Source organism: Nocardia vinacea (genome assembly GCF_035920345.1).
In the GTDB taxonomy this organism is placed as follows: domain Bacteria; phylum Actinomycetota; class Actinomycetes; order Mycobacteriales; family Mycobacteriaceae; genus Nocardia; species Nocardia vinacea_A.
In genome coordinates this window covers 5,345,879-5,366,101 of the sequence record NZ_CP109149.1, presented here as the reverse complement: position 1 = coordinate 5,366,101, position 20,223 = coordinate 5,345,879, and the positions used below count along the sequence as shown (strand labels likewise).

The window sequence follows — 20,223 nt, the reverse complement described above, 5'->3', positions numbered from 1 at the left end:
TGTTCGATGGCCATACCATCCCCGCGGGCAGATTCGCATCTTCCCCTTCCGACCGTGCGAAACGGCACCGCTGTGGGCGAATTCGACGCCATCGGGTAGCGTTTCGCTCAGCTTTCAACAGTGATACCCGTGCGGGGTTGGAGGACGTACCGCGGTTCGTGGTCTAGGGGGTTACGCATGCGTACAGATCCCGGAACCGATACTGCGACGGTGCCGCGCTTGACCGAAGTGGTATCCCGACGGCTCGCGGCCGATCCCGCAGTCACCTCCGACGTCGCGCACACCGTGCTCCGCGCCCTCGGCGGCGGCGAGTCCGATGATCTGACAACCGAATTCGACGGCTCCGGCATCTTCCTGCGTGCGATCCGGGTGCGCGGCTTCCGCGGTATCGGACCCGAGGCGACACTGCAGTTGCCGCCGGGACCCGGTCTCACGTTGGTGGTGGGCCGCAACGGAAGTGGTAAGTCGAGCTTCGCTGAGGCCGCCGAGCTGGTGCTCACCGGTAGTAATCGCCGCTGGGACGGGCGGTCGGCGGCATGGCGCGAGGGCTGGCGGAATCTGCACGACGGCGGTTCGGCACGCATCGAACTCGAATTGCTCACCACCGGAGCCGATCCCGAGCTGACCATCGCCAAAGAGTGGTCACCGCAGGCGGATCTGAGCCAGGCGCACTGGACCGAACAGCGATCCGGTGCCGCGTCAACGGATTTCGACGGCAATCGCTGGGCCGGTCTACTGGAGTTGTATCGCCCGTTCCTGTCCTACAGCGAACTCGGTGCACTCGTCGACGGCAAACCGAGCGATCTGTTCGACGCGCTGCACCGGCTGCTCGGCCTCGACGAATTGACAGTGGCGCAGGAGCGGATTCGCACCCGCCGACTGGAACTCGAACGCGCCGCACGAGATTCGCGTCAGGAGCGCATCGAACTGGTGACCGCGCTCGGTACGGTGGCTGACGACCGTGCGGTGCGGATGGCGGCGCTACTGCGCCCGGATCGCCCCGATCTCAGGGCCATCGGTCGCGAAATACTCGGCACGGCAGAGAATCCGGTCGGGCCGGATGGGCTGCGGGCAATCGTGCGGCTGGTCTTGCCGTCGGGTGCCGAAGTGGAAGCGATCGCGGCACGCCTCGAAGAGTGCCGCACAGTGCTCGCGCGCGATTCGACCGCCGATGCCGAGGCCGATCTGCGGGTGCTGGAATTGCTGCGGCGGGCGCGCGATCATGTCGGTGCCAGCGGGGAATGTGCGTGTCCGGTCTGCGGGCGTGGGGAATTGGACGCGACGTGGTTACGCGGTGCGGACGCCTCGATTGCCGAGCTGACCTCTCGAGTCGACGCACTCGCGACCGCGCGCACCGCACTGCGACAGGCGGTCCGCGACGCCCGCGCACTCCCGGAACATATTCCCCCGGAACTCGATTTCGATCCGCGCAATCCGCCCACCGTCGACACCACCGCGGTGCATCGCGCCTGGACGGACTGGGCGGCGCTGACCGGCGCCGATTATTCGCCTGACCTGCCCGATCGACTACGCGGTGCGCACACGCGCCTGGTCGACGAACTCGAGTTGCTGCAACAGGGCACCCGGAAGGAACTGAACCGCCTCGACGAGGTGTGGGCGCCGCTGGTGCCACGCATCAGCGGCTGGCTGGAGGGGGCCCGCGCGGTCGTCGCGAACGGCAGCGAACTGCGCACACTCAAGCGCGCCGAGGATTGGCTCAAATCCGCGACGGCCGGATTGCGCGGGGAGCGGATGGCGCCGCTGGAGACCACGGCGCGCTGGGTCTGGCGCACACTGCGTCAGCAGAGCAATGTCGAACTCGGTGCGATTCGATTGCAGGGCAACGCCGGAACCGCGCGGCGGGTGCTGCTCGATGTCACCGTCGACGAGGTAGACGGCGCCGCGCTCGGCGTGATGAGTCAAGGCGAGCTGCACGCCCTCGGGCTTTCGCTGTTCCTGCCGCGAGCGACGGTGGAGGACAGTCCTTTTCGCTTCGTCATGATCGATGACCCGGTGCAGGCCATGGATCCGGCCAAGGTGGACGGACTGGCCAGAGTGCTCGAGGTCATGGCGTGGACGCGGCAGGTCATCGTCTTCACCCATGACGAGCGGCTGGCCGAGGCTGTGCGGCGCATGCAGCTGGACGCCAGCGTGCTCGAAGTGCAGCGCCGCGAACGCTCGGTAGTGGAAGTGCGGGTGTCCAGCGACCCGATCCGCCGCTACCTCGACGACGCCCGCTCCCTGGTCCGCACCCCCCAACTTCCCCCGGCGATCGCCGACGAACTGGTGGCCACCTGTTGCCGCTCCGCCGTGGAAGCGGCCAGCCTGGCCAGAGCCAGGCGCAATCTGCTCGCCGACGGCATGGACCACCGCGACGTCGAACGCCATATCGAAGGCGCGCAAACAACCCGCGCAATGGTCGCGCTCGCGGTAATGGGTATCGGCGGCCGAGTAGACGACCTGAACAAACACCTGGCCCGGGAAGGCAAATGGGTCGTCGACGCCTTACGCGACGCTACCGCAGGAGCCCACGTCCCGATCGGCCGCAGCATGCGCGACCTGATTGCCGACACCGAGAAGTTCGTCGGCTGGCTACGCCGATGAACGAGTGCTGCGCATCGATAGCTCGGAGGCGGCGGTGAGCGGGACGCGTGATGACTCAGGCACGTCGGGCGACGCGGACGGCGGTCGGGCGCGAGATAGTGATCCATTGGGTGGCGCGGGGTTGCAAGGTATCGAGGGTCGACAAGACGGTGCCGGTCGGAAGGGGGATGGCGACTCGCGGGGGAAGTCGGTCCGGCAGGGCGGAAAGGGTTGGGCGGGAAGGCAAGTCGGGATGGCGGACGAATCGGCTGGGAAGAGCGGCGCGGCTCGGCAGGGCCGTACGACTCGGCGGGGTGAGGGGGCTCGGCAGCGGAAGGTGGGTGGGGCGGGGCGGCGAGGGGGCGCGCGCAAGCAGGGGGTGGCGGGGAAACCGCATCCGCCGCGGCCGACGGTGGCCGAGCGGTTCGATGCGGTGGATCGACTGCTCGACGGGGCGGTGACCGATGCCGATGGGCTGTGGTCGCGGGCGACGGTGTGGATTCTGCGGCTCGCGCTCGAACAATCCGTCGACGAGTTGTGGTTGCAGGTGGCACCGGAATTGGCGCGCTGCCCGATGCGTGCCCAACTGCTCGCGCTGCGCGTATTCGCGGGCGACGCCACCGCCGCGCAGGTCGCAACGGTATGGGCAGCCCTGTCTCGCGCCGCCCACCACCACGATTACGAACTAGCCCCGAGCGTCACCGAACTCCGCCGCTGGCGCGAGCAGACCGCAGCCATCGCCACCTCACTCGCCACAGCCGCCACCCGCTGGAGCGATCGAGAAGTCAGGACTGACTGAACAGTCCGATGACGCCGGCCAGCAGCGAAAGGCCCTCCGAGGCAATGGCGGAACCGGTTCCCAAGATGTTCAACACATTCAGCAGTCCCATGGCGGGCTCCTCGATCAATGTCGACACTTCCGCTTATCCACCCCGTGATTCGTCGCCCCGCAGTTGCCGGATCGCCTACGCCAGTGCACCTTTACGCGACACTCCGCCCAACACGCCAACCTAAACCAAATCCATTCGTCCCCCGACCTCCCCCGACCGCATGGATCAAGATCAGGTGGAATCTGCGTGGGCATCGCCCGAGTAGCCCCCTCCACCAGTGCCACCTGATCTTGATCAAGGGCCCGGAGCGCGCAGTGATCCGCACGGCGAGCAAGATTTGTAGTCATGGACGACTCACAGGCGTGCCCGTGTAAGCGTGGGGAGCTGTTCGGCGCCTGCTGTGGGCCGGTGCTGGCGGGGGAGCGGCCGGCGGGGACGGCCGAGGCGCTGATGCGTTCGCGCTATACCGCATTCGCGGTCGGCGATACCGAATACCTGCTGCGGTCCTGGCATCCGCGCACCCGACCGAAGACGCTCGAACTGGATCCGGACCAGCGCTGGCTGTTCCTGGAGATCGTGCGCACCGAGCGCGGCGGACCGTTCGACGACACCGGCACTGTGGAATTCATCGCCCACTACAAGGCCGAAGGTCGACGTGGATCTCTGCACGAGGTCAGCACATTCACCCGTGTGGACGGCGCCTGGTTCTACCTCGACGGCATCATCGAACCGTGACGGGTAGCGTGCCACCCATGCCACGTGTCGCGATCGAATACTGCACGCAATGCCGCTGGTTGCTGCGCGCGAGCTGGATGGCACAGGAATTGCTGAGCACCTTCGCCACCGAACTCGGTGAGGTGGCGCTGATCCCCGGCACGGGCGGCGTATTCCGCATCACCATCGACGGCGACCAGATCTGGGAGCGCAAGGTGGACGGCGGATTCCCGGATATCGCCGTACTCAAGCAACGCGTGCGTGACCGCGTCGCACCGGACCGTGACCTCGGCCACGTAGACAAGCGAGACCGACCCGACCGAGCGTGATATCGACCACGCCGATCGCTGAGCCGGATTCAGGAGCAGCAGCCGCCACCGCAGCACCCGCCACCGGCGGGCCGTGGCGCGGGCGCGGGTGCGGCGGCACCGCCGCCACCCCTGCTGACCGTGGCAAATGTGGTCAGCAGCTTGACCGTGTCGTCGTGGCCCTTCGGGCAGGCCGCCGGATTCGACGCCTCCGCCATCGGACGGTTGACCTCGAAAGTGTCGCCACAGCTGCGGCACCGGAAGCTATAACTCGGCATCGGCCCAGCGTAGCGCCAAGGGTGAGGGGTGCGTCCTACCTATCCCACTGTCCAACTGGACGTACTCTCGATAAGAGATCGCTAGGTGCTTGGACCCGGCCGGAGCAAACTCGCAGCGCACTGCCCGGGTCGTAGGCAGGAGGTGCGGAAGATGACCACGCAGTTCGATATCGAACCTGGCTCCGAGGTCGGCGACACCGAGCCGGTCGCCCAGACGAACTGGGGTCGCGTGAGTGGACGCTGGGACGGACCGGTCGCGGTGTGGCGCAGCATTCCGTACGCATCCGCGCCGTCCGGTCCGAACCGGTTCCGGCCGCCACTGCCGCCGCAGTCGTGGGATGGAATCCGCGAATGCACGACCTTCGGCGAAATCGCCCCGCAGACAATGGGCAATATGGTCCCGGTCGACTCCGACCTGCGGATGGGGGAGGACTGCCTGTGGCTCAATGTGTGGTCGCCGCGTAGCTCGGCTGATAACGGTGCGCCGCGTCCGGTCATGGTGTGGTTGCACGGCGGCGCGTACTGCCTCGGCACCGCGGCCCAGGAGATCTATGACGGTCGCAAGTTGGCCGAAGCCGGTGACGTGGTCGTGGTGACGGTCAATTACCGCCTGGGCGCCCTCGGCTTCCTCGACTTGTCCTCGCTCTCGGACGATTTCACGCCGAACCTCGGTCTGCACGACCAGATTGCCGCACTCGAGTGGGTCCGCGACAATATCGCCGCATTCGGCGGCGATCCGGGCAACGTGACGCTATTCGGTGAATCGTCCGGCGCCGGATGCGTGACCGCACTGCTGACTTCCCCGCCGGCGGCCGGTCTGTTCCATCAGGCGATTGCGCAAAGTCCGCCCGCGACAACGGTTTTCGGCCAGGAGCGGGCTGCCGCTGTGGCCCAGCGTTTTCTGGAACTGATCGAGCTGCCGTATTCTCGCGCAAGCGAATTGCTGGAGTGCCCGATCGACCGGATCGTCACGGCGGCGGGCGTACTGCTGGACGAGATTCCGTTGAAGGAGCCGGGCCGACTGGCCGCCGCGCCCGTCGTCGACGGTTATTTGGTCCCGACCTATCCCATCGACCGCTTCCAACAGGGCCGTTCGCATCGTGTACCGCTGATCATCGGCACCAATAAGGACGAGGCCTCGCTGTTCCGCGTCCTCCGCTCGCCGATCATGCCGGTGACGCCGGATGCGGTGAATGCCATGCTGCGCGATGTGGCCGCCAATCATCCGGATATGTCGCCCGAGCGTATCGCCGAAATCACCTCGGCCTATCCGGATCTCGCGAAAACTCGTGGCGCACTTGCCATGTCCACCGACGCGGCCTTCCGCATGCCGGCCCACTGGGTCGCCGACGGCCACGCCCAGCACTCACCGACCTGGACGTATCGCTTCGACCACGCCACCCCGATGCTGAAGGCGGCCCGCGTCGGCGCCGGTCACGCCACCGAATTGCCTTATGTCTTCGGCAATTTCGGCACCCTGAACCACGACCCCACCTTCTGGCTCGGCGGCCGCAAGGTAGCCATGGAAGTCTCCGGTCGCATGCGACGCCGTTGGCTCGCCTTCGCCACCCATGGTGTTCCCGCCGCGATCGACGGCTCCAAACACTGGCCCCCCTACCGCCCCAGCACTCGCACCACCCTCCTGATCGACAACATCGACCGCGTAATCGACAATCCGGACCGCGACCTGCACACCGCCTGGGGCGAACAAGCCGTCGGCTTCAGCTGAGTTTCCGCGCCTCCCCGCCGCCGCCGAGGGCAGGCAGGTTGGTGGCGCGGGTGAGCGCCGCCTCGGTCTCGGCCGTGACAGTCACCCACATATCGGCTGCTCTCGCCCACGAATTGCCAGTGTGGCATGGAGTGGATGTGGCTGGGCGAACTGCCGGGCACGACTGTCGCGTGGACGGTGGTCGATCTTGCCAGGACCGTGCCGTTCGAACAGGCGGTGGCAAGGGGTTCACCGCGCGCCCACCTCACGCACGCCGAATACCTTGTGTGCCTTGAGATTACACGTCTGTGGAGAAGCGGATGCCGCCGTCCGGGATGTCTACGCCGGGCCAGATGCGGGCGCCACGTAGTAGTTCGCAGCGGGCCCCGATGTTGGCGCCGTCACCGATGACGGCGTCGCGGACGAGGGCGCGGGGGCCGATGCGGGCCCCGAAGCCGATGATGGAGCGTTCCACGGTGGCGCCTGCTTCGATGCGGGCGCCGTCGAAGAGCACCGCGCCGTCGAGGCGCGCACCTGCGCCTACTTCGGCGCCGCGACCGACGACGGTGCCGCCGATGAGCAGCGCGCCCGGGGCGATGCCCGCACCCTCGTGGACGAGAGATTCACCACGCTGTCCGGGCAGGGCCGGGGAGGGGGCGATGCCGCGGACCAGGTCGGCCGAGCCGCGGACGAAGTCCTCCGGCGTACCCATATCGCGCCAGTAGGAGGAGTCGACATGGCCTTGCACGCGGGCACCTTCGGCCAGCAGCGCAGGGAACACCTCGCGCTCCACCGACACCGGCCGCCCCGCCGGGATCTTCTCGATGTATTCGCGCCGGAAGACATAACAACCGGCGTTGATCTGATCCGTCGGCGGATCCTGCGTCTTCTCCAAGAAGGCGGTGACCCGACCTTCCTCGTCGGTCGGCACGCAGCCGAATGCGCGCGGGTCGCTCACCCGAACCAGATGCAGGGTCACATCCGCATTCGTGGACTCGTGGGTGTCCAGGATCGCACCGAGATCGGTGCCGCCGAGCACGTCACCGTTGAACACCATGATGTTGTCGGCGCGCAGCTTGGGCAGCACATTGCGGATGCCACCACCCGTGCCGAGCGGTTCGGTCTCGGTGACGTACTCGAGGTCGATGCCGAGGTCGGCGCCGTCACCGAAGTATTCCTCGAAGACCTCCGCCTTGAACGAGGTGCCGAGCACGACGTGGGTGATTCCGGCGTCCGCGATGCGGGCGAGCAGGTGGGTCAGGAACGGCAGTCCGGCCGTCGGCAGCATCGGCTTGGGCGCCGACAGGGTGAGCGGACGTAACCGCGTGCCCTGGCCGCCGACCAGAATCACGGCGTCGGTGCCTGCATTTCCTGCCATCATGCTCCCTGTTCACAGTGGATCGTGGTGCGCGTCACGTCAACGGACAGACACCAGTTTCAGTACCCAGCGACACGGGTTCGGCACCGTTGTGTGCCGAACTTGTGACGTTAGCTCTGGGCTTCCCGTGCCTGTTGACGCAGCGCAGATCGAACCGCAATTCGGGAACGGATCGCAAGTCCGGCCCGCAACGCCAACCGCAATGGCGCCTGCCACCAGTGCGGATGCCGATCGGCCTGGAATCGGTACGCGCTCGCGTGGTGCGCAGGGAGCATCACCTCGGGATGGCGTCCGGCCGCGTGGCCCTTGGCGTGGGTGACCTCGGCGTCGGGCACGAAGACGTTGTGCCAACCCGCCTTGCCCATCCGGTCGCCGAAGTCCACGTCCTCCATGTACATGAAGTAGCGCGAGTCGAAGCCGTCGATCGAATCGAAGGCCGCCCGCCGCACCAGCAGGCACGAACCGGACAGCCAGCCGACGGCCCGCTCGGAGATCTGCTCGTTGTCCTGGCGGTAGCGCAGGGTCCACGGATTCGACGGCCACACCGTGCCGAGAATGGCGTGTCCGGCGCCGTCGAGCAGTCCGGGCACCGAGCGTGCGGACGGGTAGACGCTGCCGTCGGGCTCGCGCACCATCGGCCCGAGCGCGCCCGCCCGCGGCCAGCGCTTCGCGGCGGCGAGCAGTTTGTCGATGGAATCGGAGTCCCAGCGGATATCCGGATTGGCGATGACGATGAATTCGACGCTCGGATCGATCTCCGCGACCGCCCGGTTGATCGCGCCGCCGTAACCGATATTTCCGCCGGTCCGCAGCAGTCGCACGTGTGCGTTGGCCTCCGCCGCCAGCTCCGGCGCACCGTCCACCGAACCGTTGTCGGCCAGGATCACCTGCGGTTTTTCGCTGGTGGCAGCGGCCAGGGTGGTGATGAAGTGCTCGAGATGCTCGCCGGGTGAATAAGTCACCGTGACGACGACAAGGCCGCCGGGGGCCGCGGATCCGGAATCGCTCACGACCGCTCCTCGCTGACGCTCGGCTCCGTCGTGCGCAATGGCGCACTGTGCTGATGGTTCACTCGCTGACGCTCGTTCACAGCCATGCAGCCTACTGTGACAACCCCGACAGCGCGTCCCCGAGTGCGACCTCCCACGGCCGCAGCGGAGTCAGTCCGGCATCGGCCCAGGAACGGTTGGACAACACCGAATATGTCGGGCGCCGTGCGGGTCTCGGAAATGCGGTCGAGTCACACGGGCGCACCCGAGTCGGATCCGCGCCGATTCCGGCGAAGATCGCCCGCGCGAATTCGAACCAGCTGACCTGGCCGGAGTTGGTGGCGTGCAGCACCCGCGGCGCATCCGGCCGACCCGCCAATTCCAGGAGTCCGGCGGCCAGATCGGCGGCGTAGGTCGGGGAGCCGAGCTGGTCGGCGACCACGTCGAGGGTGTCGCGTTCGCGTTCCAGCCGCAGCATGGTCGCGACGAAATCGCTTCCGCGCCCGGTGTATACCCACGCGGTGCGCACCACATGTGCGTGCGGCGCGGTTGCCAGCACGGCCTGTTCGCCTGCCAATTTGGATCGGCCGTAGACGGTGGCGGGTTCGGTCGGGTCGTCGGTGTTGTACGGCTTGTCGTGGGTTCCGCCGAACACGTAGTCGGTCGAAACATGGATCAATCGGGCATCCACCTCCGCACAGGCGGCAGCGAGTACGGCAGGTCCGGTCGCATTGACCGCGAAGGCGGCCTCGGAATCGGATTCGGCCCGGTCGACCGCGGTGTAGGCGGCGCAGTTCAGCACGACATCACCCGGTGCGAGTGCGGCGCGCACGGCGGCCGCGTCCGTGATGTCCAATTCGTCGCGACCGAAGGCGTGAGCGTCGGGTGCGCGGCGCAACAGTTCGCGTCCCAACTGCCCACGCGCTCCGGTCACGACGAGGCGCGCGGCTACGGTCGATGAGGGCGATATCGCGGTCACGGGCACGAGTCTGGCACGCCGTGGCACCTGCGGTTGTGGTCCGCCGCGGTAGCCGTCGGTTAGCCTCGGGGCAACGGAGACGGGGGCTACCGGAGGCGGGGCGGTCGAGTCAGCGACGCGTGGGCTTCGACGAAACCGGCGCTGCGCAGTCGGAACATCAGCTGGGAGCGCGCTGGCAAGCGCAGCATGGTGCTTGGCAGGACGCTCGGTTTTTGGCGAGAGGATGCAGTGGTGCCGCAGAAGGTGAGGGCGACAGCGTCGTCGCGACTATCCGCAGCCGGGAGCGGCCTGGGTCCGCTGCGCGCGTTCGTCGCGGTCGGGGCGGTGCTGGTACTGCTCATCACCGGATTTGCCTGGCACAGCGTCGACTCGCTGATTTCGAATATCGAACGCATCGGCGGCCTCGGCCTCGGCGGCGGCAGCGACGGCGCGGTCGACATCCTGTTGGTCGGTGTGGATAGCCGCACCGATGCGCACGGTAATCCGCTCAGCAGCAATGAGCGCGCTATGTTGCACGCGGGCGATGAGGTCGGCACCAATACCGACACCATCCTGCTGGTTCGCGTCCCGAACGACGGCCGCTCCGCCACCGCCATCTCCATTCCGCGCGACTCTTATGTCGACATTCCGCGGATCGGCAAGGGCAAGATCAACTCGGCCTACGGCGCGACCAAAGAGGCTCAGCGCCTCGAGCTGATCAACCACGGCGTCTCGGAGTCCGACGCGGACAAGCAGTCCACGCAGGCTGGGCGCCAGGCGCTGATCAAGACAGTGGCCAATCTCACCGGCATTACGGTCGACCACTACGCCGAGGTCAGTTTGCTCGGGTTCGTGCTGTTGACCGATGCGGTCGGCGGAGTCGATGTCTGCCTGAACAATCCCGTGGACGAATGGATGTCCGGCGCCGACTTCCGGGCGGGTCGCCAGAAGCTCGACGGCCCACAGGCTTTGAGCTTCGTGCGCCAGCGCCATGATCTGCCGCGCGGCGATCTGGACCGGATCGTGCGCCAGCAGGTCTTCATGGCGCGGTTGGTCGGCCAGGTGCTCAGCGCCAAGACACTGAGCAATCCGGGCAAGTTGCAGAATCTCAGCGATGCGGTCGGTCGCACCGTCGTGCTGGACGACGATTGGGACGTACTGGCGTTTCTGCAACAGCTGAAGGATCTTTCGGGTGGTCAGGTCAGCTTCGAAACGATTCCGGTCGCCGATCTCAACGACACGACCAGCGATGGTGAATCGGTCGTGCGGGTGGATTCGAAAGCGGTGAAGTCGTATGTGGCGTCGCTGGTCGACGGCAAGTCGGAGGATCATGCCGAACCGACGATCGATCCGGCATCGGTGAGCGTCAGTGTGTTCAATGCGAGTGGGATCGGCGGGCTCGCGGGACAGGTGGCACAGGCGCTGACGGCCAAGGGATTCCAGGAGGGATTGGTCGGCAACTACACCGGGCCCAGCGTCACCAGCAGTCGAGTGCTCGCGATGGATACCTCGAATCCGAAGGCCAAGGCGGTAGCGAAGGCGCTCGGCGGGCTTACAGTCATTGCGGACAGCACGTTGTCCCCGGATTCGGTCAGCGTCGTGCTGGCAAGCGACTATTCTGGTCCGGGCTCGACCGCGGGCAGCATGTTCGACTTCTCCGGAACGTCGAGCACCGCTACGCCCGTACCGCCGGCTCCACCGATCGACGCAGGCCAGAACGGACCGAAATGCGTGAATTGACCATGCGTGAATTGACCGATGCGTGACCACGACCACGTGCTGACACTCACCGAGGCGGTACTCGATCCGATCCTCGAGCGCGACCCGGCTGGTCCGCGCGTCACCTACTACGACGATGCCACCGGCGCCCGGATCGAACTCTCCGGGCTGACTCTGGCGAACTGGGCGGCCAAGACCGCCAATCTGATCCGCGACGAATTCGGGCTGAGCCCGGGTGCGCGCGTCGCGGTGCTGCTGCCCGCGCACTGGCAGACCGCTGCGGTGCTGCTCGGCTGCTGGTGGGCGGGGACCGAGGTAGTGCTCGGGCCCGATCCGGATGCCGATCTGGCGCTGGCGATCGCCGAACGATTGGACGAGACCGACGGTATTCCGGAGGTCGCCGCGCTCTCGCTGGATGCCTTCGGCATGCCGGTGCGGGATCTGCCGATCGGCATCACCGATTTCGCCACCTCCGTGCGGGTGCACGGCGACCAGTTCATGCCGCGCGGGGCCGGGGTGGCGCTGGACGGGATGCCGGTCTCCGAGGTGCTCGCCGAGGCGAGAAAATCCGCTGTGCTACAAGGGTTTTCCGAGGGCGACCGGGTGCTGTCGAGCACTTCCTGGGATACCGCGGCCGAACTGATCGACGGGTTTGTCTCGGTGCTGGTGGCGGGGGCTTCGCTGGTACAGGTGGTCAATCCGGATCCGGCGCTGCGCGAGCGGCGCATCGAATCCGAGCGGGTCACCGCGCAGCGCGGCTGAGCTCCTACCCTGGTATAGGTCGGCGTCCGACCATGGGACGTTCCACCCTGGCCGGGGAGTCCGTACGGTGGAATTGTCGCGCAACGATGGGGTTGGTGAAGTGATGAAGCCGCAGTATTGGTTCCGGTGGTTATCGGTGCAGGGTGCGCCGCGGTTGGCCCTGCGCACCCAGGCGCGGCGCGGTGATCCGTTCGCCCAACTGATGGGCGGGCCGGATGGTCTCGCCGATCCCTATCCACTGATCGAGCGGCTGCGCGGACAGGGGCGGCTGCAGCGCACCGCGATCGCGTGGGCGAGCTTCGACCACGAGCTGTGCCGAGCCGTGCTGCGGGACAACCGATTCGGTGTGCGCACCACCGACACCTTCAATATTCCGAAGCCGCTGCAATTGCTCGCCGAGCGACTTCCCTTGCCGCCCAATCCGGTTGAGCCGCCGTCGATGCTGGTCATCGACCCGCCGGAGCATACGCAGATGCGCAAGCCGGTCGCATCGGCCTTCACCCCGCGCGCGATCGGCCGATTGCGGGAACGGGTCGAGACGGTCACCGAGGAACTGCTCGGTGCGCTGCCTTCGGGCGGTTCGGCCGATCTGATCGCGTCGTATGCCGCGCAGGTGCCGATCGCCATCATCTCGGAAATGCTCGGCTTCCCGGAAAAGGACCGAAAGCTATTCCTGGAGTGGGGCGATCGGATGACGCCGCTGCTCGATATCGGGATTTCCTGGCGGGCATTCCGGCGTGCGCTCGGTTCGATGGAGGTGATGAACGATTACCTCGACGGCCATATCGCGCGACTGCGCCGCGAACCGGGCGACGACATTCTCAGCAGCCTGGTCAGCTCGGGTGAACTCGACGATTTCGCCTTGAAGGCGACTGCGAGCCTGTTGATGGGTGCGGGCTTCGAGACCACGGTCAACCTGATCGGCAACGGCGTCGCCCAATTGGTCACGCATCCCGAACAATTGGATCGATTGCGCGCCGAACCGGATCTCTGGCCGAATGCGGTCGAAGAGGTGCTGCGCATCGATGCGCCGGTGCAGACGACGGCGCGAATCGCATCGACCGACTTGGAACTCGAGGGTGTGCAGCTGCACAAGGGCAATACCGTGGTGCTGTCGCTGGCAGGCGCGAACCGCGATCCTGCGGTCTTCACCGATCCGGATGTCTTCGATGTCGGCCGCTCGAATGCCAAGGAGCACTTGACATTCAGCAGTGGCATCCACGTCTGCCTCGGTGCGAGCCTGGCCCGAATGGAAGCCACCTATGCGCTGCAATCCTTGTTCGAGCGCTTCCCGGACCTGCAACTCGATGGGGCACCGCAGCGTCGAGAGTTGTTCACGCTGCACGGATATGAGCGGATGCCGGTTCGGCTCGGTCGCCGGGCCAGCGCCCCGGCTCCCGAGCCGACAACGGTCTGAGGGCTATATGCCGTGCCGATGGTCGCCCGTAACGGCCTCGCACAGTTGCGCTTCGGTTTCGGCGGAGAACGGTTCGCGGTAGGCGGCGACGGCTCGGCGGGTCTCCTCGACGACCAAATCGGCGTTGATCTGGGCTGCGGCAGCTGCGCCTGCCGCTGCGGCCGCGCCGACCTGGGCCGTCAGGTCGGTGACATTGCCTGCGGCCCAAACGCCGGGCACATCGGTTCGTCCGGTGGCGTCGGTGGTGATGTATTCGCCGACGCCAGCCGGGTGTTCGGTCGGTTGCAGTCCGAGTGTTTCGAGGAAGTGCGCTCGGGCGACCATCCGCGAGCCGACCACCACGACCTCGCGGGCGATTACGGTGCCGTCGCTCAACCGCACTCCCGCGAGGCGGTCGTCGACGATCTCCAGCGCGGTCACTTCGCCGCGCACCACGCGGACGCCGCGGGCGTTCAACTCCTCCGACTGTTCGGCGCGGAGTGGCATGGTGTGCGAGAAGTACGTGACATCGGTGGTGAGCTGGCGGAACAGCAGTGCCTGGTGCACCCCCATCGGGCCGGTGCCGAGCACACCGATGGCCTGGTCGCGAACCTCCCAGCCGTGGCAGTACGGGCAGTGGATCACATCGCGGCCCCAACGTTCCCGTAGTCCCGCGATCTCGGGTAGCTCATCGACCAGACCGGTGGTCACCAAGAGTCGACGCGCCCGCACGGACCTGTCACCGAGGCACACCGCGAACCCGTCGGCATCCCGCGCGACCGTGATGACCTCGCCGTTCACCACATGTCCGCCATAGCCGCGGACCTCGGCCCGACCGCGTTCCAGCAATTCGCCCGGCGGTGTTCCGTCCCGGGCGAGCAGTCCGTGCACGCCCTCGGCCGGAGCATTACGCGGTTGCCCCGCATCGATGACGACCACCGACCGTCGCATCCTGGCCAGCATCAGCGCGCCGCTCAATCCGGCCGCGCCACCGCCGATCACCACCACGTCATAGCCATCTTTCAGTTGGGTCACCATGACCACCTCCTCCGGACGACCATGCAGGCTGGTCGCCAAGATTGGCAAACAAACTTGCCGATATGGCAATCTGGTGGGCATGGACAACGACCTCGGTAGAGCCCTCGACGCGGTCGGACCTCGGTTACGCGCGCTACGCCGCCAGCGCGAAACCACACTGGCCGACCTCTCGACGGAAACCGGCATCTCGGTGAGCACCCTGTCCCGCCTGGAATCCGGCGCCCGCCGCCCAACCCTCGAACTGCTGTTGCCGCTGGCCAAGGCGCACGGCGTCACCCTCGACGAACTCGTCGACGCCCCACCCACCGGCGACCCGCGTATCCACTTGCGCCCCATCACCCGCCACGGCATGACCATGCTGCCCCTGACCCGCCGAGCCGGTGGTATCCAGGCGTACAAGATGGTCATCCCGCCCGACGGTCGCCGAAGGGAACCCGACCCGCAGACCCACGAGGGCTACGAATGGCTCTACGTCCTCAACGGACGCCTACGCCTCATCCTCGGCGAACACGACATCATCCTCACCCCCGGCGAGGCCGCCGAATTCGACACCCGCGTCCCACACTGGTTCGGCGCGGCGGACAACGAGCCGGCCGAATTCCTCAGCCTTTTCGGGAAACAGGGCGAACGCGCCCACATCCGCGCGGCCCCCAAAAACGCCCACCGGTAGGGCGATGCGGTTGTGCCGAACTCCGTTGTGACGATTTCGCGACTCTGCGATGTCGCCGATGACGGCGCGGGCCGTTATGGCGAAGATCGAACAAGTGCCGCGATCTACGAAAGGTGTGACATGACTCGTTCTGCCGGAATCGATTCCAGGCGGCGCGCGCTGCTCGGCATTGCTCTGCTGAGCACGCTGGCGGCCTGCACGAAGTCGCCCGCGGACGAGGTCGCCGCTGCGCCGATATCGGATTCGGTGGCGCGGCCGGATTCGACAGCGCACTTCGCCGAACTGGAGCGACGATTCGATGCTCGACTGGGGATCTTCGCCGTCGCGACCGGAAGCGAAACCACGGTCGCGTATCGGGCGGATGAGCGCTTCGCGTTCTGCTCGACGTTCAAGGCGTTTGCCGCGGCCGCGGTGCTGTCGCGAAATCCGCTATCGCATTTGGATACTCGGGTGGGGTTCACTCGTGAGGACATCCGATCCATCTCACCGATCACCCAGGACCGGGTCGAGTCCGGGATGACAATTGGCGAACTGTGCGACGCGGCGGTCCGCTACAGCGACGGCACCGCGGGCAATCTGCTGCTCGATGATATCGGCGGAACGGCTGGATTCACCGACTACCTACGTGGCCTCGGCGACCAGGTCGGCCGGATGGACAACTACGAACCCGAGCTCAATAACGTTGTTCCGGGCAATGATTCGGACACCACTACCCCAAGCGCGATCGCTGCCGATTTCCGGACGCTGATCCTGGGCTCGGTGCTGCCAGATGACAAGCGTGCATTCTTGACAGATTGGCTCGAGCGCAATGTCACCGGTGCGAAACGCATCAAAGCCGCCATCCCCGACGGCTGGACCGTCGCCAACAAAACCGGCACCGGCAACTACGGCCGCGCCAACGACATCGCCATCGTGACCCCACCCGCGCGCCCGCCGCTGCTACTGGCGATCATGTCGGACCGCCCCGGTGGCTACGACGCCCAACCTAGCGAAGACCTGATAGCCGAGGCTGCCCGACATATCTTCACCACTCTGAACTGATTTCCGGGTTCCGGTCCGAGGTCACCGCACGCGGCACCGGTGCGGCAGCGGCGAAAGTGTGCGCATCCCGTGCTCCCGCCGGGTCCGATCACTCCGGGCGGATTTTCCAGGTGTAGCGGGTTTTGGGGCGGCCCGCGCGGCCGTAGTCGGACTTGCGGTCGACCAGGCCGTCGTCGGCGAGTTTTTCCAAGTAGCGCCATGCGGTAATGCGTGAAACGCCGACGGTGCTGGCTGTGTCGGCGGCGGTGAGGCCGCCGGGGGCGTCGCGGACGGTGCGGGAGATTTCGTCCAGCGTTTGGGGGGCAACGCCTTTGGGGGCGGTTGCGCGTTGGTCGGAGGTGCGTAAGGCGCTGAGGGCGCGGTCGATGTCGGATTGGGAGATGGCGGTTTCGCCCGCGGGCAGGGCGGTGCGGAATTCGCGGTAGCGTTCGAGTTTGTCGCGGAAGGCGGCGAAGGTGAACGGTTTCAGCAGGTAGAGGACCACGCCGTAGGAGACTGCGGTGCGCACCATGGCCAGGTCGCGGGCCGAGGTGATGGCGATGACGTCCGGGCGGGGTGCGAGGCCGGTCAGGGCGGCGGCCACATCGAGGCCGCTGGCATCGGGAAGTCCGATATCCATGAGCACCAGATCGATCGGCGCGTTTTCGGCGGCCGCATCGGCCGCGGCGCGCATGGCCTCACGACCGGTGTGTGCGACCGCGACCGCGGTGAAGTCAGGTATTCGTTCGACGTAGGCGCGGTGCGCCTCCGCGATCAATGGCTCGTCCTCGACGATCAACACTCGGATCATCGCGCATCCTCTCGTGGGATCGTCACGGTCACGGCACTTTCCGGATCGCGTTCGGTGCCGATCACGCCGCCGTGCCGGTCGACAAGGCGGTGAACCAGTGCCAGCCCGAGGCCCTGATGGTCGGCCTTGGTGGAGTAGCCGCGTTCGGCGGCGCGAGTGAATGCTTCGGCCGACATTCCGGGACCGCTGTCCGCGACGCACACATACAGTGCTGAATCATGCTGGCGCACAGTCACTTCCACCCATCCAGCGTCACCTTCGGCGGCCGCGTCGATGGCATTGTCGATCAGATTACCCACCAGCGTCACCGTCTCCTGCGCGGACAGCGGCGCGGTCGAGTCGAGCGCCGTATCCTCGGTGATCGTCAGCTCGATGCCGCGTTCGGCGGCCTGGTTCACCTTGCCGAGCAGCAGTGCCGCAAGTGCGGGATCGCCGACCGAGGCGAGCAGCCGATCGATAAGGGCTTGGGACAGTTGAAGTTCCGCGGTCGCGAACTCCACCGCTTCCCGATAGCGCCCCAACTCGACCATGGTGATCACAGTGTGCAGCCGGTTGGCCGATTCGTGTGCCTGCGCACGCAGCGATTCCGCGAAACCGCGCACCGAGTCGAGTTCGCCCATTACGGTACGCAATTCGGTGTGGTCGCGAATGGTGATCACAGTGCCGATCGGCCGCCGCTCCCAGGTGACGACATCCTGATTGACCAGCAGAATCCGATCCGTGGTCACATGCATCTCGTCGCGGACCACCCCCCAACTCATCCGCTGCATCGAGATCGGCAGATCCGCGCGCGCGACGGGCCCATCGGGCAGATCGAGCAGCCTGCGCGCCTCATCGTTGACGACTTCCGCACCGTCACTGTTCGGACCGAACACCACCAGGCCTTCGTGGATCGAATGCAGCACCGCATCGTGCTGTTCGTACATCGTGCGAAGCTCATCCGGCGCGAGACCGTGCGTCTGCCGACGAATCCGGCGACTCAGCAGGAACGAACCGGCCGCCGCGACCGCCAGACCTGCCGCCGCAACGCCGAGAATCAGGGGCAACTGCGTACCGACCTGATCGCCGATCCGCGCCCGGGTGACACCCGCCGATACCAACGCAACGATGCGCCCATCGTCATAGACCGGCGTGACCGCCCGGATGGAGGGCCCGAGCGTTCCGGAAAAGGTTTCGGTGAACGTCTCCCCTGCCAGTGCCCGATCGATATTGCCGCTGAAGGGCTGGCCGATGCGTTCGGGCGTGGTGTGGGTGTACCGGGTCCGATCCGGCGCCATCACCACGATGAAGTCCATACCGGTTGCCTTGCGAATCCGTTCGGTCACCGGTTGTAGCAGGGCGGTCGGGTCGGGGGCGCGCAGGGCCTCGATGGTGGACGGCGCGTCCGCCACGCTCACCGCGACATCGGTGACCTCACGCGAGGCGGTGACATCGCTGTCGTGCCTGGCGTCCAGTACGGCTAGCACCGCTCCGATGCTGATGACCAGCCCGAGCACCACGAGTTGGAGCACGAAGGCCTGTCCGGCCAGCGATAGCCGACCGCGTCCCCCGCGTTTCTCACCGCGCAACACTTTCTTTCCCTCGAGCCATTGAACGTAATGCACCAAAGCGTGACCACCGTCACCCTTAGCAGCCAACATTGTGCACGTGAGGGCGTGAGCCACCTCACCCCGGTACCACTGAAGAGGACTTTCCCGCTATGAGCGATGTAGTAAAACGACAGCGGCGCGACCGCACCCACTGGCTGTATCTGGGCGTTATCGTCGCCGTAATCGCGGGAATTCTGGTCGGCTGGCTGGCGCCCGAATTCGGTCAGGACGTGGCCCCGCTCGGCACCATATTCATCAATATGATCAAGATGATGATCGCACCGGTCATCTTCTGCACGATCGTGCTCGGCATCGGATCGGTGCGCTCGGCGGCCAATGTCGGCAAGGTGGGCGGGCTGGCGCTCGGGTACTTTCTGGTCATGTCGACGGTGGCGCTCGGCATCGGGTTGGTCGTCGGCAATCTGCTGGAGCCCGGCTCCGGCATGAATATCGCCAAGACCGCCAACCAGGGGTCGAAGCTTGCCGATCAGGCGCACGCCGCAGGCGGCACCTGGGAATTTATCCAGAGCATCATCCCGACCACCCTTGCCTCCTCGCTGACCAGCGGCAGCGTGCTGCAGGCGCTGTTTATCGCATTGCTGGTCGGATTCGCGCTGCAGGCCATGGGCACGGCGGGGGAGCCTATCCTGCGCGGTGTCGCATCGCTGCAGAAGTTGGTCTTCCGGATCCTGTCGATGATCCTGTGGCTGGCCCCGATCGGTGCGTTCGGCGCGATCGCGAATGTGGTCGGCAAGACCGGCCTGGACGCGGTGAAGCAGTTGGCGCTGTTGATGATCGCGTTCTACCTGACCTGTCTGGTATTCATCTTCGGTGTGCTCGGCGTGCTGCTGTGGGCGGTATCGCGGGTGTCCATCTTCAAGCTGGTGCGCTACCTGGCCAGGGAATACCTGCTGATCCTCGGTACCTCGTCCTCGGAGTCCGCGCTGCCGCGGCTGATCGCGAAGATGGAGCACCTCGGCGTCGAACGGACCACCGTGGGTGTCGTTGTGCCGACCGGATATTCGTTCAACCTGGACGGCACCGCCATCTACCTGACTATGGCGTCGCTGTTCATCGCCGATGCGATGGGCAAACCGCTCAACATAGGTGAGCAGGTCGGCCTGCTGGTGTTCATGATCGTCGCGTCCAAGGGCGCGGCCGGTGTCACCGGTGCGGGTCTTGCCACGCTTGCGGGTGGACTGCAGAGCCATCGCCCCGAACTGCTCGACGGCGTCGGCCTGATTGTCGGCATCGACCGGTTCATGTCCGAAGCCCGCGCGCTGACCAACTTCTCGGGCAATGCCGTTGCCACCGTCCTGGTCGGCACCTGGACCAAGACCATCGACATGGAGTGGGTCCACTCGGTCCTCGACCGCAAACTGCCCTTCGACGAGACGACCATGATCGACGACGAACACGGGGAGCCGACACCGCAGGAGCCAGGCGCCGTGGATATGGTCAAGGCATAGTGC

18 protein-coding genes are annotated in these 20,223 nt (G+C 66.3%); 11 read left to right on the top strand and 7 right to left on the bottom strand.

What is annotated here, in order from left to right; translation table 11 throughout:
- Positions 1-177 precede the first annotated feature (177 nt).
- From OIE68_RS24565 to OIE68_RS24550, 4 genes are all read left to right on the top strand, one after another.
- On the top strand, positions 178-2,604 hold the full coding sequence (locus OIE68_RS24565) for an AAA family ATPase (protein ID WP_327093457.1): 2,427 nt from the start codon (positions 178-180) through the stop codon (positions 2,602-2,604).
- Between the two features lie 232 nt (positions 2,605-2,836).
- Entirely contained in the window at positions 2,837-3,382 is a 546-nt protein-coding gene (locus tag OIE68_RS24560; RefSeq protein WP_327093456.1) for a hypothetical protein, read from the top strand.
- A 376-nt stretch (positions 3,383-3,758) separates the two neighbouring features.
- Positions 3,759-4,148 carry a YchJ family protein gene (locus OIE68_RS24555; protein ID WP_327093455.1) on the top strand — a complete coding sequence of 130 codons (390 nt, stop codon included), beginning with the start codon at positions 3,759-3,761 and terminating at the stop codon, positions 4,146-4,148.
- Between the two features lie 17 nt (positions 4,149-4,165).
- On the top strand, positions 4,166-4,456 hold the full coding sequence (locus tag OIE68_RS24550) for a SelT/SelW/SelH family protein (protein WP_327093454.1): 291 nt from the start codon (positions 4,166-4,168) through the stop codon (positions 4,454-4,456).
- Positions 4,457-4,485: 29 nt separating this feature from the next.
- Here OIE68_RS24550 and OIE68_RS24545 read toward each other — a convergent pair whose 3' ends face one another.
- On the bottom strand, positions 4,486-4,713 hold the full coding sequence (locus tag OIE68_RS24545) for a zinc ribbon domain-containing protein (RefSeq protein ID WP_327093453.1): 228 nt from the start codon (positions 4,711-4,713) through the stop codon (positions 4,486-4,488).
- A gap of 151 nt (positions 4,714-4,864) precedes the next feature.
- Between OIE68_RS24545 and OIE68_RS24540 the strand changes: the two genes are divergently transcribed.
- Complete coding sequence (locus OIE68_RS24540) at positions 4,865-6,442, top strand: carboxylesterase/lipase family protein (protein WP_327093452.1); 1,578 nt, start codon at positions 4,865-4,867, stop codon at positions 6,440-6,442.
- Between the two features lie 277 nt (positions 6,443-6,719).
- On the opposite strand, the gene OIE68_RS24535 is transcribed toward OIE68_RS24540, so the two are convergent.
- The 3 genes from OIE68_RS24535 to rfbD all read right to left on the bottom strand — a co-directional run bounded on the left by OIE68_RS24535 (position 6,720) and on the right by rfbD (position 9,767).
- Entirely contained in the window at positions 6,720-7,799 is a 1,080-nt protein-coding gene (locus OIE68_RS24535; protein ID WP_327093451.1) for an NDP-sugar synthase, read from the bottom strand.
- 110 nt (positions 7,800-7,909) lie between these two features.
- Positions 7,910-8,809 (bottom strand): glycosyltransferase family 2 protein, encoded by a 900-nt coding sequence (locus OIE68_RS24530; RefSeq protein ID WP_327093450.1) that lies wholly within the window; start codon positions 8,807-8,809, stop codon positions 7,910-7,912.
- 91 nt (positions 8,810-8,900) lie between these two features.
- Positions 8,901-9,767 carry a dTDP-4-dehydrorhamnose reductase gene (gene rfbD, locus OIE68_RS24525; protein WP_327093449.1) on the bottom strand — a complete coding sequence of 289 codons (867 nt, stop codon included), beginning with the start codon at positions 9,765-9,767 and terminating at the stop codon, positions 8,901-8,903.
- 288 nt (positions 9,768-10,055) lie between these two features.
- Here rfbD and OIE68_RS24520 point away from each other — a divergent pair, with 288 nt between their 5' ends.
- From OIE68_RS24520 to OIE68_RS24510, 3 genes are all read left to right on the top strand, one after another.
- A complete protein-coding gene (locus tag OIE68_RS24520; RefSeq protein WP_327101787.1) occupies positions 10,056-11,486 on the top strand; it encodes an LCP family protein in 1,431 nt (476 codons plus the stop codon).
- A gap of 18 nt (positions 11,487-11,504) precedes the next feature.
- Positions 11,505-12,227, top strand: coding sequence for a TIGR03089 family protein (locus OIE68_RS24515; protein ID WP_327093448.1), 723 nt, complete (start codon positions 11,505-11,507; stop codon positions 12,225-12,227).
- A gap of 103 nt (positions 12,228-12,330) precedes the next feature.
- Positions 12,331-13,644, top strand: a complete 1,314-nt coding sequence (locus OIE68_RS24510; protein WP_327093447.1) for a cytochrome P450 — start codon at positions 12,331-12,333, stop codon at positions 13,642-13,644.
- A gap of 3 nt (positions 13,645-13,647) precedes the next feature.
- Here OIE68_RS24510 and OIE68_RS24505 read toward each other — a convergent pair whose 3' ends face one another.
- Entirely contained in the window at positions 13,648-14,661 is a 1,014-nt protein-coding gene (locus tag OIE68_RS24505; RefSeq protein WP_327093446.1) for an NAD(P)/FAD-dependent oxidoreductase, read from the bottom strand.
- Positions 14,662-14,740: 79 nt separating this feature from the next.
- Here OIE68_RS24505 and OIE68_RS24500 point away from each other — a divergent pair, with 79 nt between their 5' ends.
- On the top strand, positions 14,741-15,331 hold the full coding sequence (locus OIE68_RS24500; protein ID WP_327093445.1) for an XRE family transcriptional regulator: 591 nt from the start codon (positions 14,741-14,743) through the stop codon (positions 15,329-15,331).
- Positions 15,332-15,451: 120 nt separating this feature from the next.
- Complete coding sequence (bla, locus tag OIE68_RS24495; protein ID WP_327093444.1) at positions 15,452-16,372, top strand: class A beta-lactamase; 921 nt, start codon at positions 15,452-15,454, stop codon at positions 16,370-16,372.
- 88 nt (positions 16,373-16,460) lie between these two features.
- Here bla and OIE68_RS24490 read toward each other — a convergent pair whose 3' ends face one another.
- Positions 16,461-17,162, bottom strand: a complete 702-nt coding sequence (locus OIE68_RS24490) for a response regulator (protein ID WP_327093443.1) — start codon at positions 17,160-17,162, stop codon at positions 16,461-16,463.
- Positions 17,159-18,733, bottom strand: a complete 1,575-nt coding sequence (locus tag OIE68_RS24485; RefSeq protein ID WP_327093442.1) for a sensor histidine kinase — start codon at positions 18,731-18,733, stop codon at positions 17,159-17,161. The genes OIE68_RS24490 and OIE68_RS24485 overlap by 4 nt, the downstream gene beginning before the upstream one ends.
- Positions 18,734-18,861: 128 nt before the next feature.
- Between OIE68_RS24485 and OIE68_RS24480 the strand changes: the two genes are divergently transcribed.
- Positions 18,862-20,220, top strand: coding sequence for a cation:dicarboxylate symporter family transporter (locus OIE68_RS24480; protein WP_327093441.1), 1,359 nt, complete (start codon positions 18,862-18,864; stop codon positions 20,218-20,220).
- The last annotated feature ends 3 nt before the right edge of the window (positions 20,221-20,223 follow it).

Excerpts from the sequence above, each read along its gene's own strand:
- OIE68_RS24510 (WP_327093447.1), top strand. The coding sequence starts at position 12,331 with ATGAAGCCGCAGTATTGGTTCCGGTGGTTATCGGTGCAGGGTGCGCCG.
- OIE68_RS24515 (WP_327093448.1), top strand. The coding sequence starts at position 11,505 with ATGCGTGACCACGACCACGTGCTGACACTCACCGAGGCGGTACTCGAT.
- OIE68_RS24565 (WP_327093457.1), top strand. The coding sequence starts at position 178 with ATGCGTACAGATCCCGGAACCGATACTGCGACGGTGCCGCGCTTGACC.
- OIE68_RS24490 (WP_327093443.1), bottom strand. The coding sequence starts at position 17,162 with ATGATCCGAGTGTTGATCGTCGAGGACGAGCCATTGATCGCGGAGGCG.
- OIE68_RS24560 (WP_327093456.1), top strand. The coding sequence starts at position 2,837 with ATGGCGGACGAATCGGCTGGGAAGAGCGGCGCGGCTCGGCAGGGCCGT.
- OIE68_RS24480 (WP_327093441.1), top strand. The coding sequence starts at position 18,862 with ATGAGCGATGTAGTAAAACGACAGCGGCGCGACCGCACCCACTGGCTG.
- OIE68_RS24500 (WP_327093445.1), top strand. The coding sequence starts at position 14,741 with ATGGACAACGACCTCGGTAGAGCCCTCGACGCGGTCGGACCTCGGTTA.
- OIE68_RS24505 (WP_327093446.1), bottom strand. The coding sequence starts at position 14,661 with ATGGTGACCCAACTGAAAGATGGCTATGACGTGGTGGTGATCGGCGGT.
- OIE68_RS24555 (WP_327093455.1), top strand. The coding sequence starts at position 3,759 with ATGGACGACTCACAGGCGTGCCCGTGTAAGCGTGGGGAGCTGTTCGGC.
- OIE68_RS24550 (WP_327093454.1), top strand. The coding sequence starts at position 4,166 with ATGCCACGTGTCGCGATCGAATACTGCACGCAATGCCGCTGGTTGCTG.
- OIE68_RS24545 (WP_327093453.1), bottom strand. The coding sequence starts at position 4,713 with ATGCCGAGTTATAGCTTCCGGTGCCGCAGCTGTGGCGACACTTTCGAG.
- OIE68_RS24535 (WP_327093451.1), bottom strand. The coding sequence starts at position 7,799 with ATGGCAGGAAATGCAGGCACCGACGCCGTGATTCTGGTCGGCGGCCAG.
- OIE68_RS24540 (WP_327093452.1), top strand. The coding sequence starts at position 4,865 with ATGACCACGCAGTTCGATATCGAACCTGGCTCCGAGGTCGGCGACACC.
- bla (WP_327093444.1), top strand. The coding sequence starts at position 15,452 with ATGACTCGTTCTGCCGGAATCGATTCCAGGCGGCGCGCGCTGCTCGGC.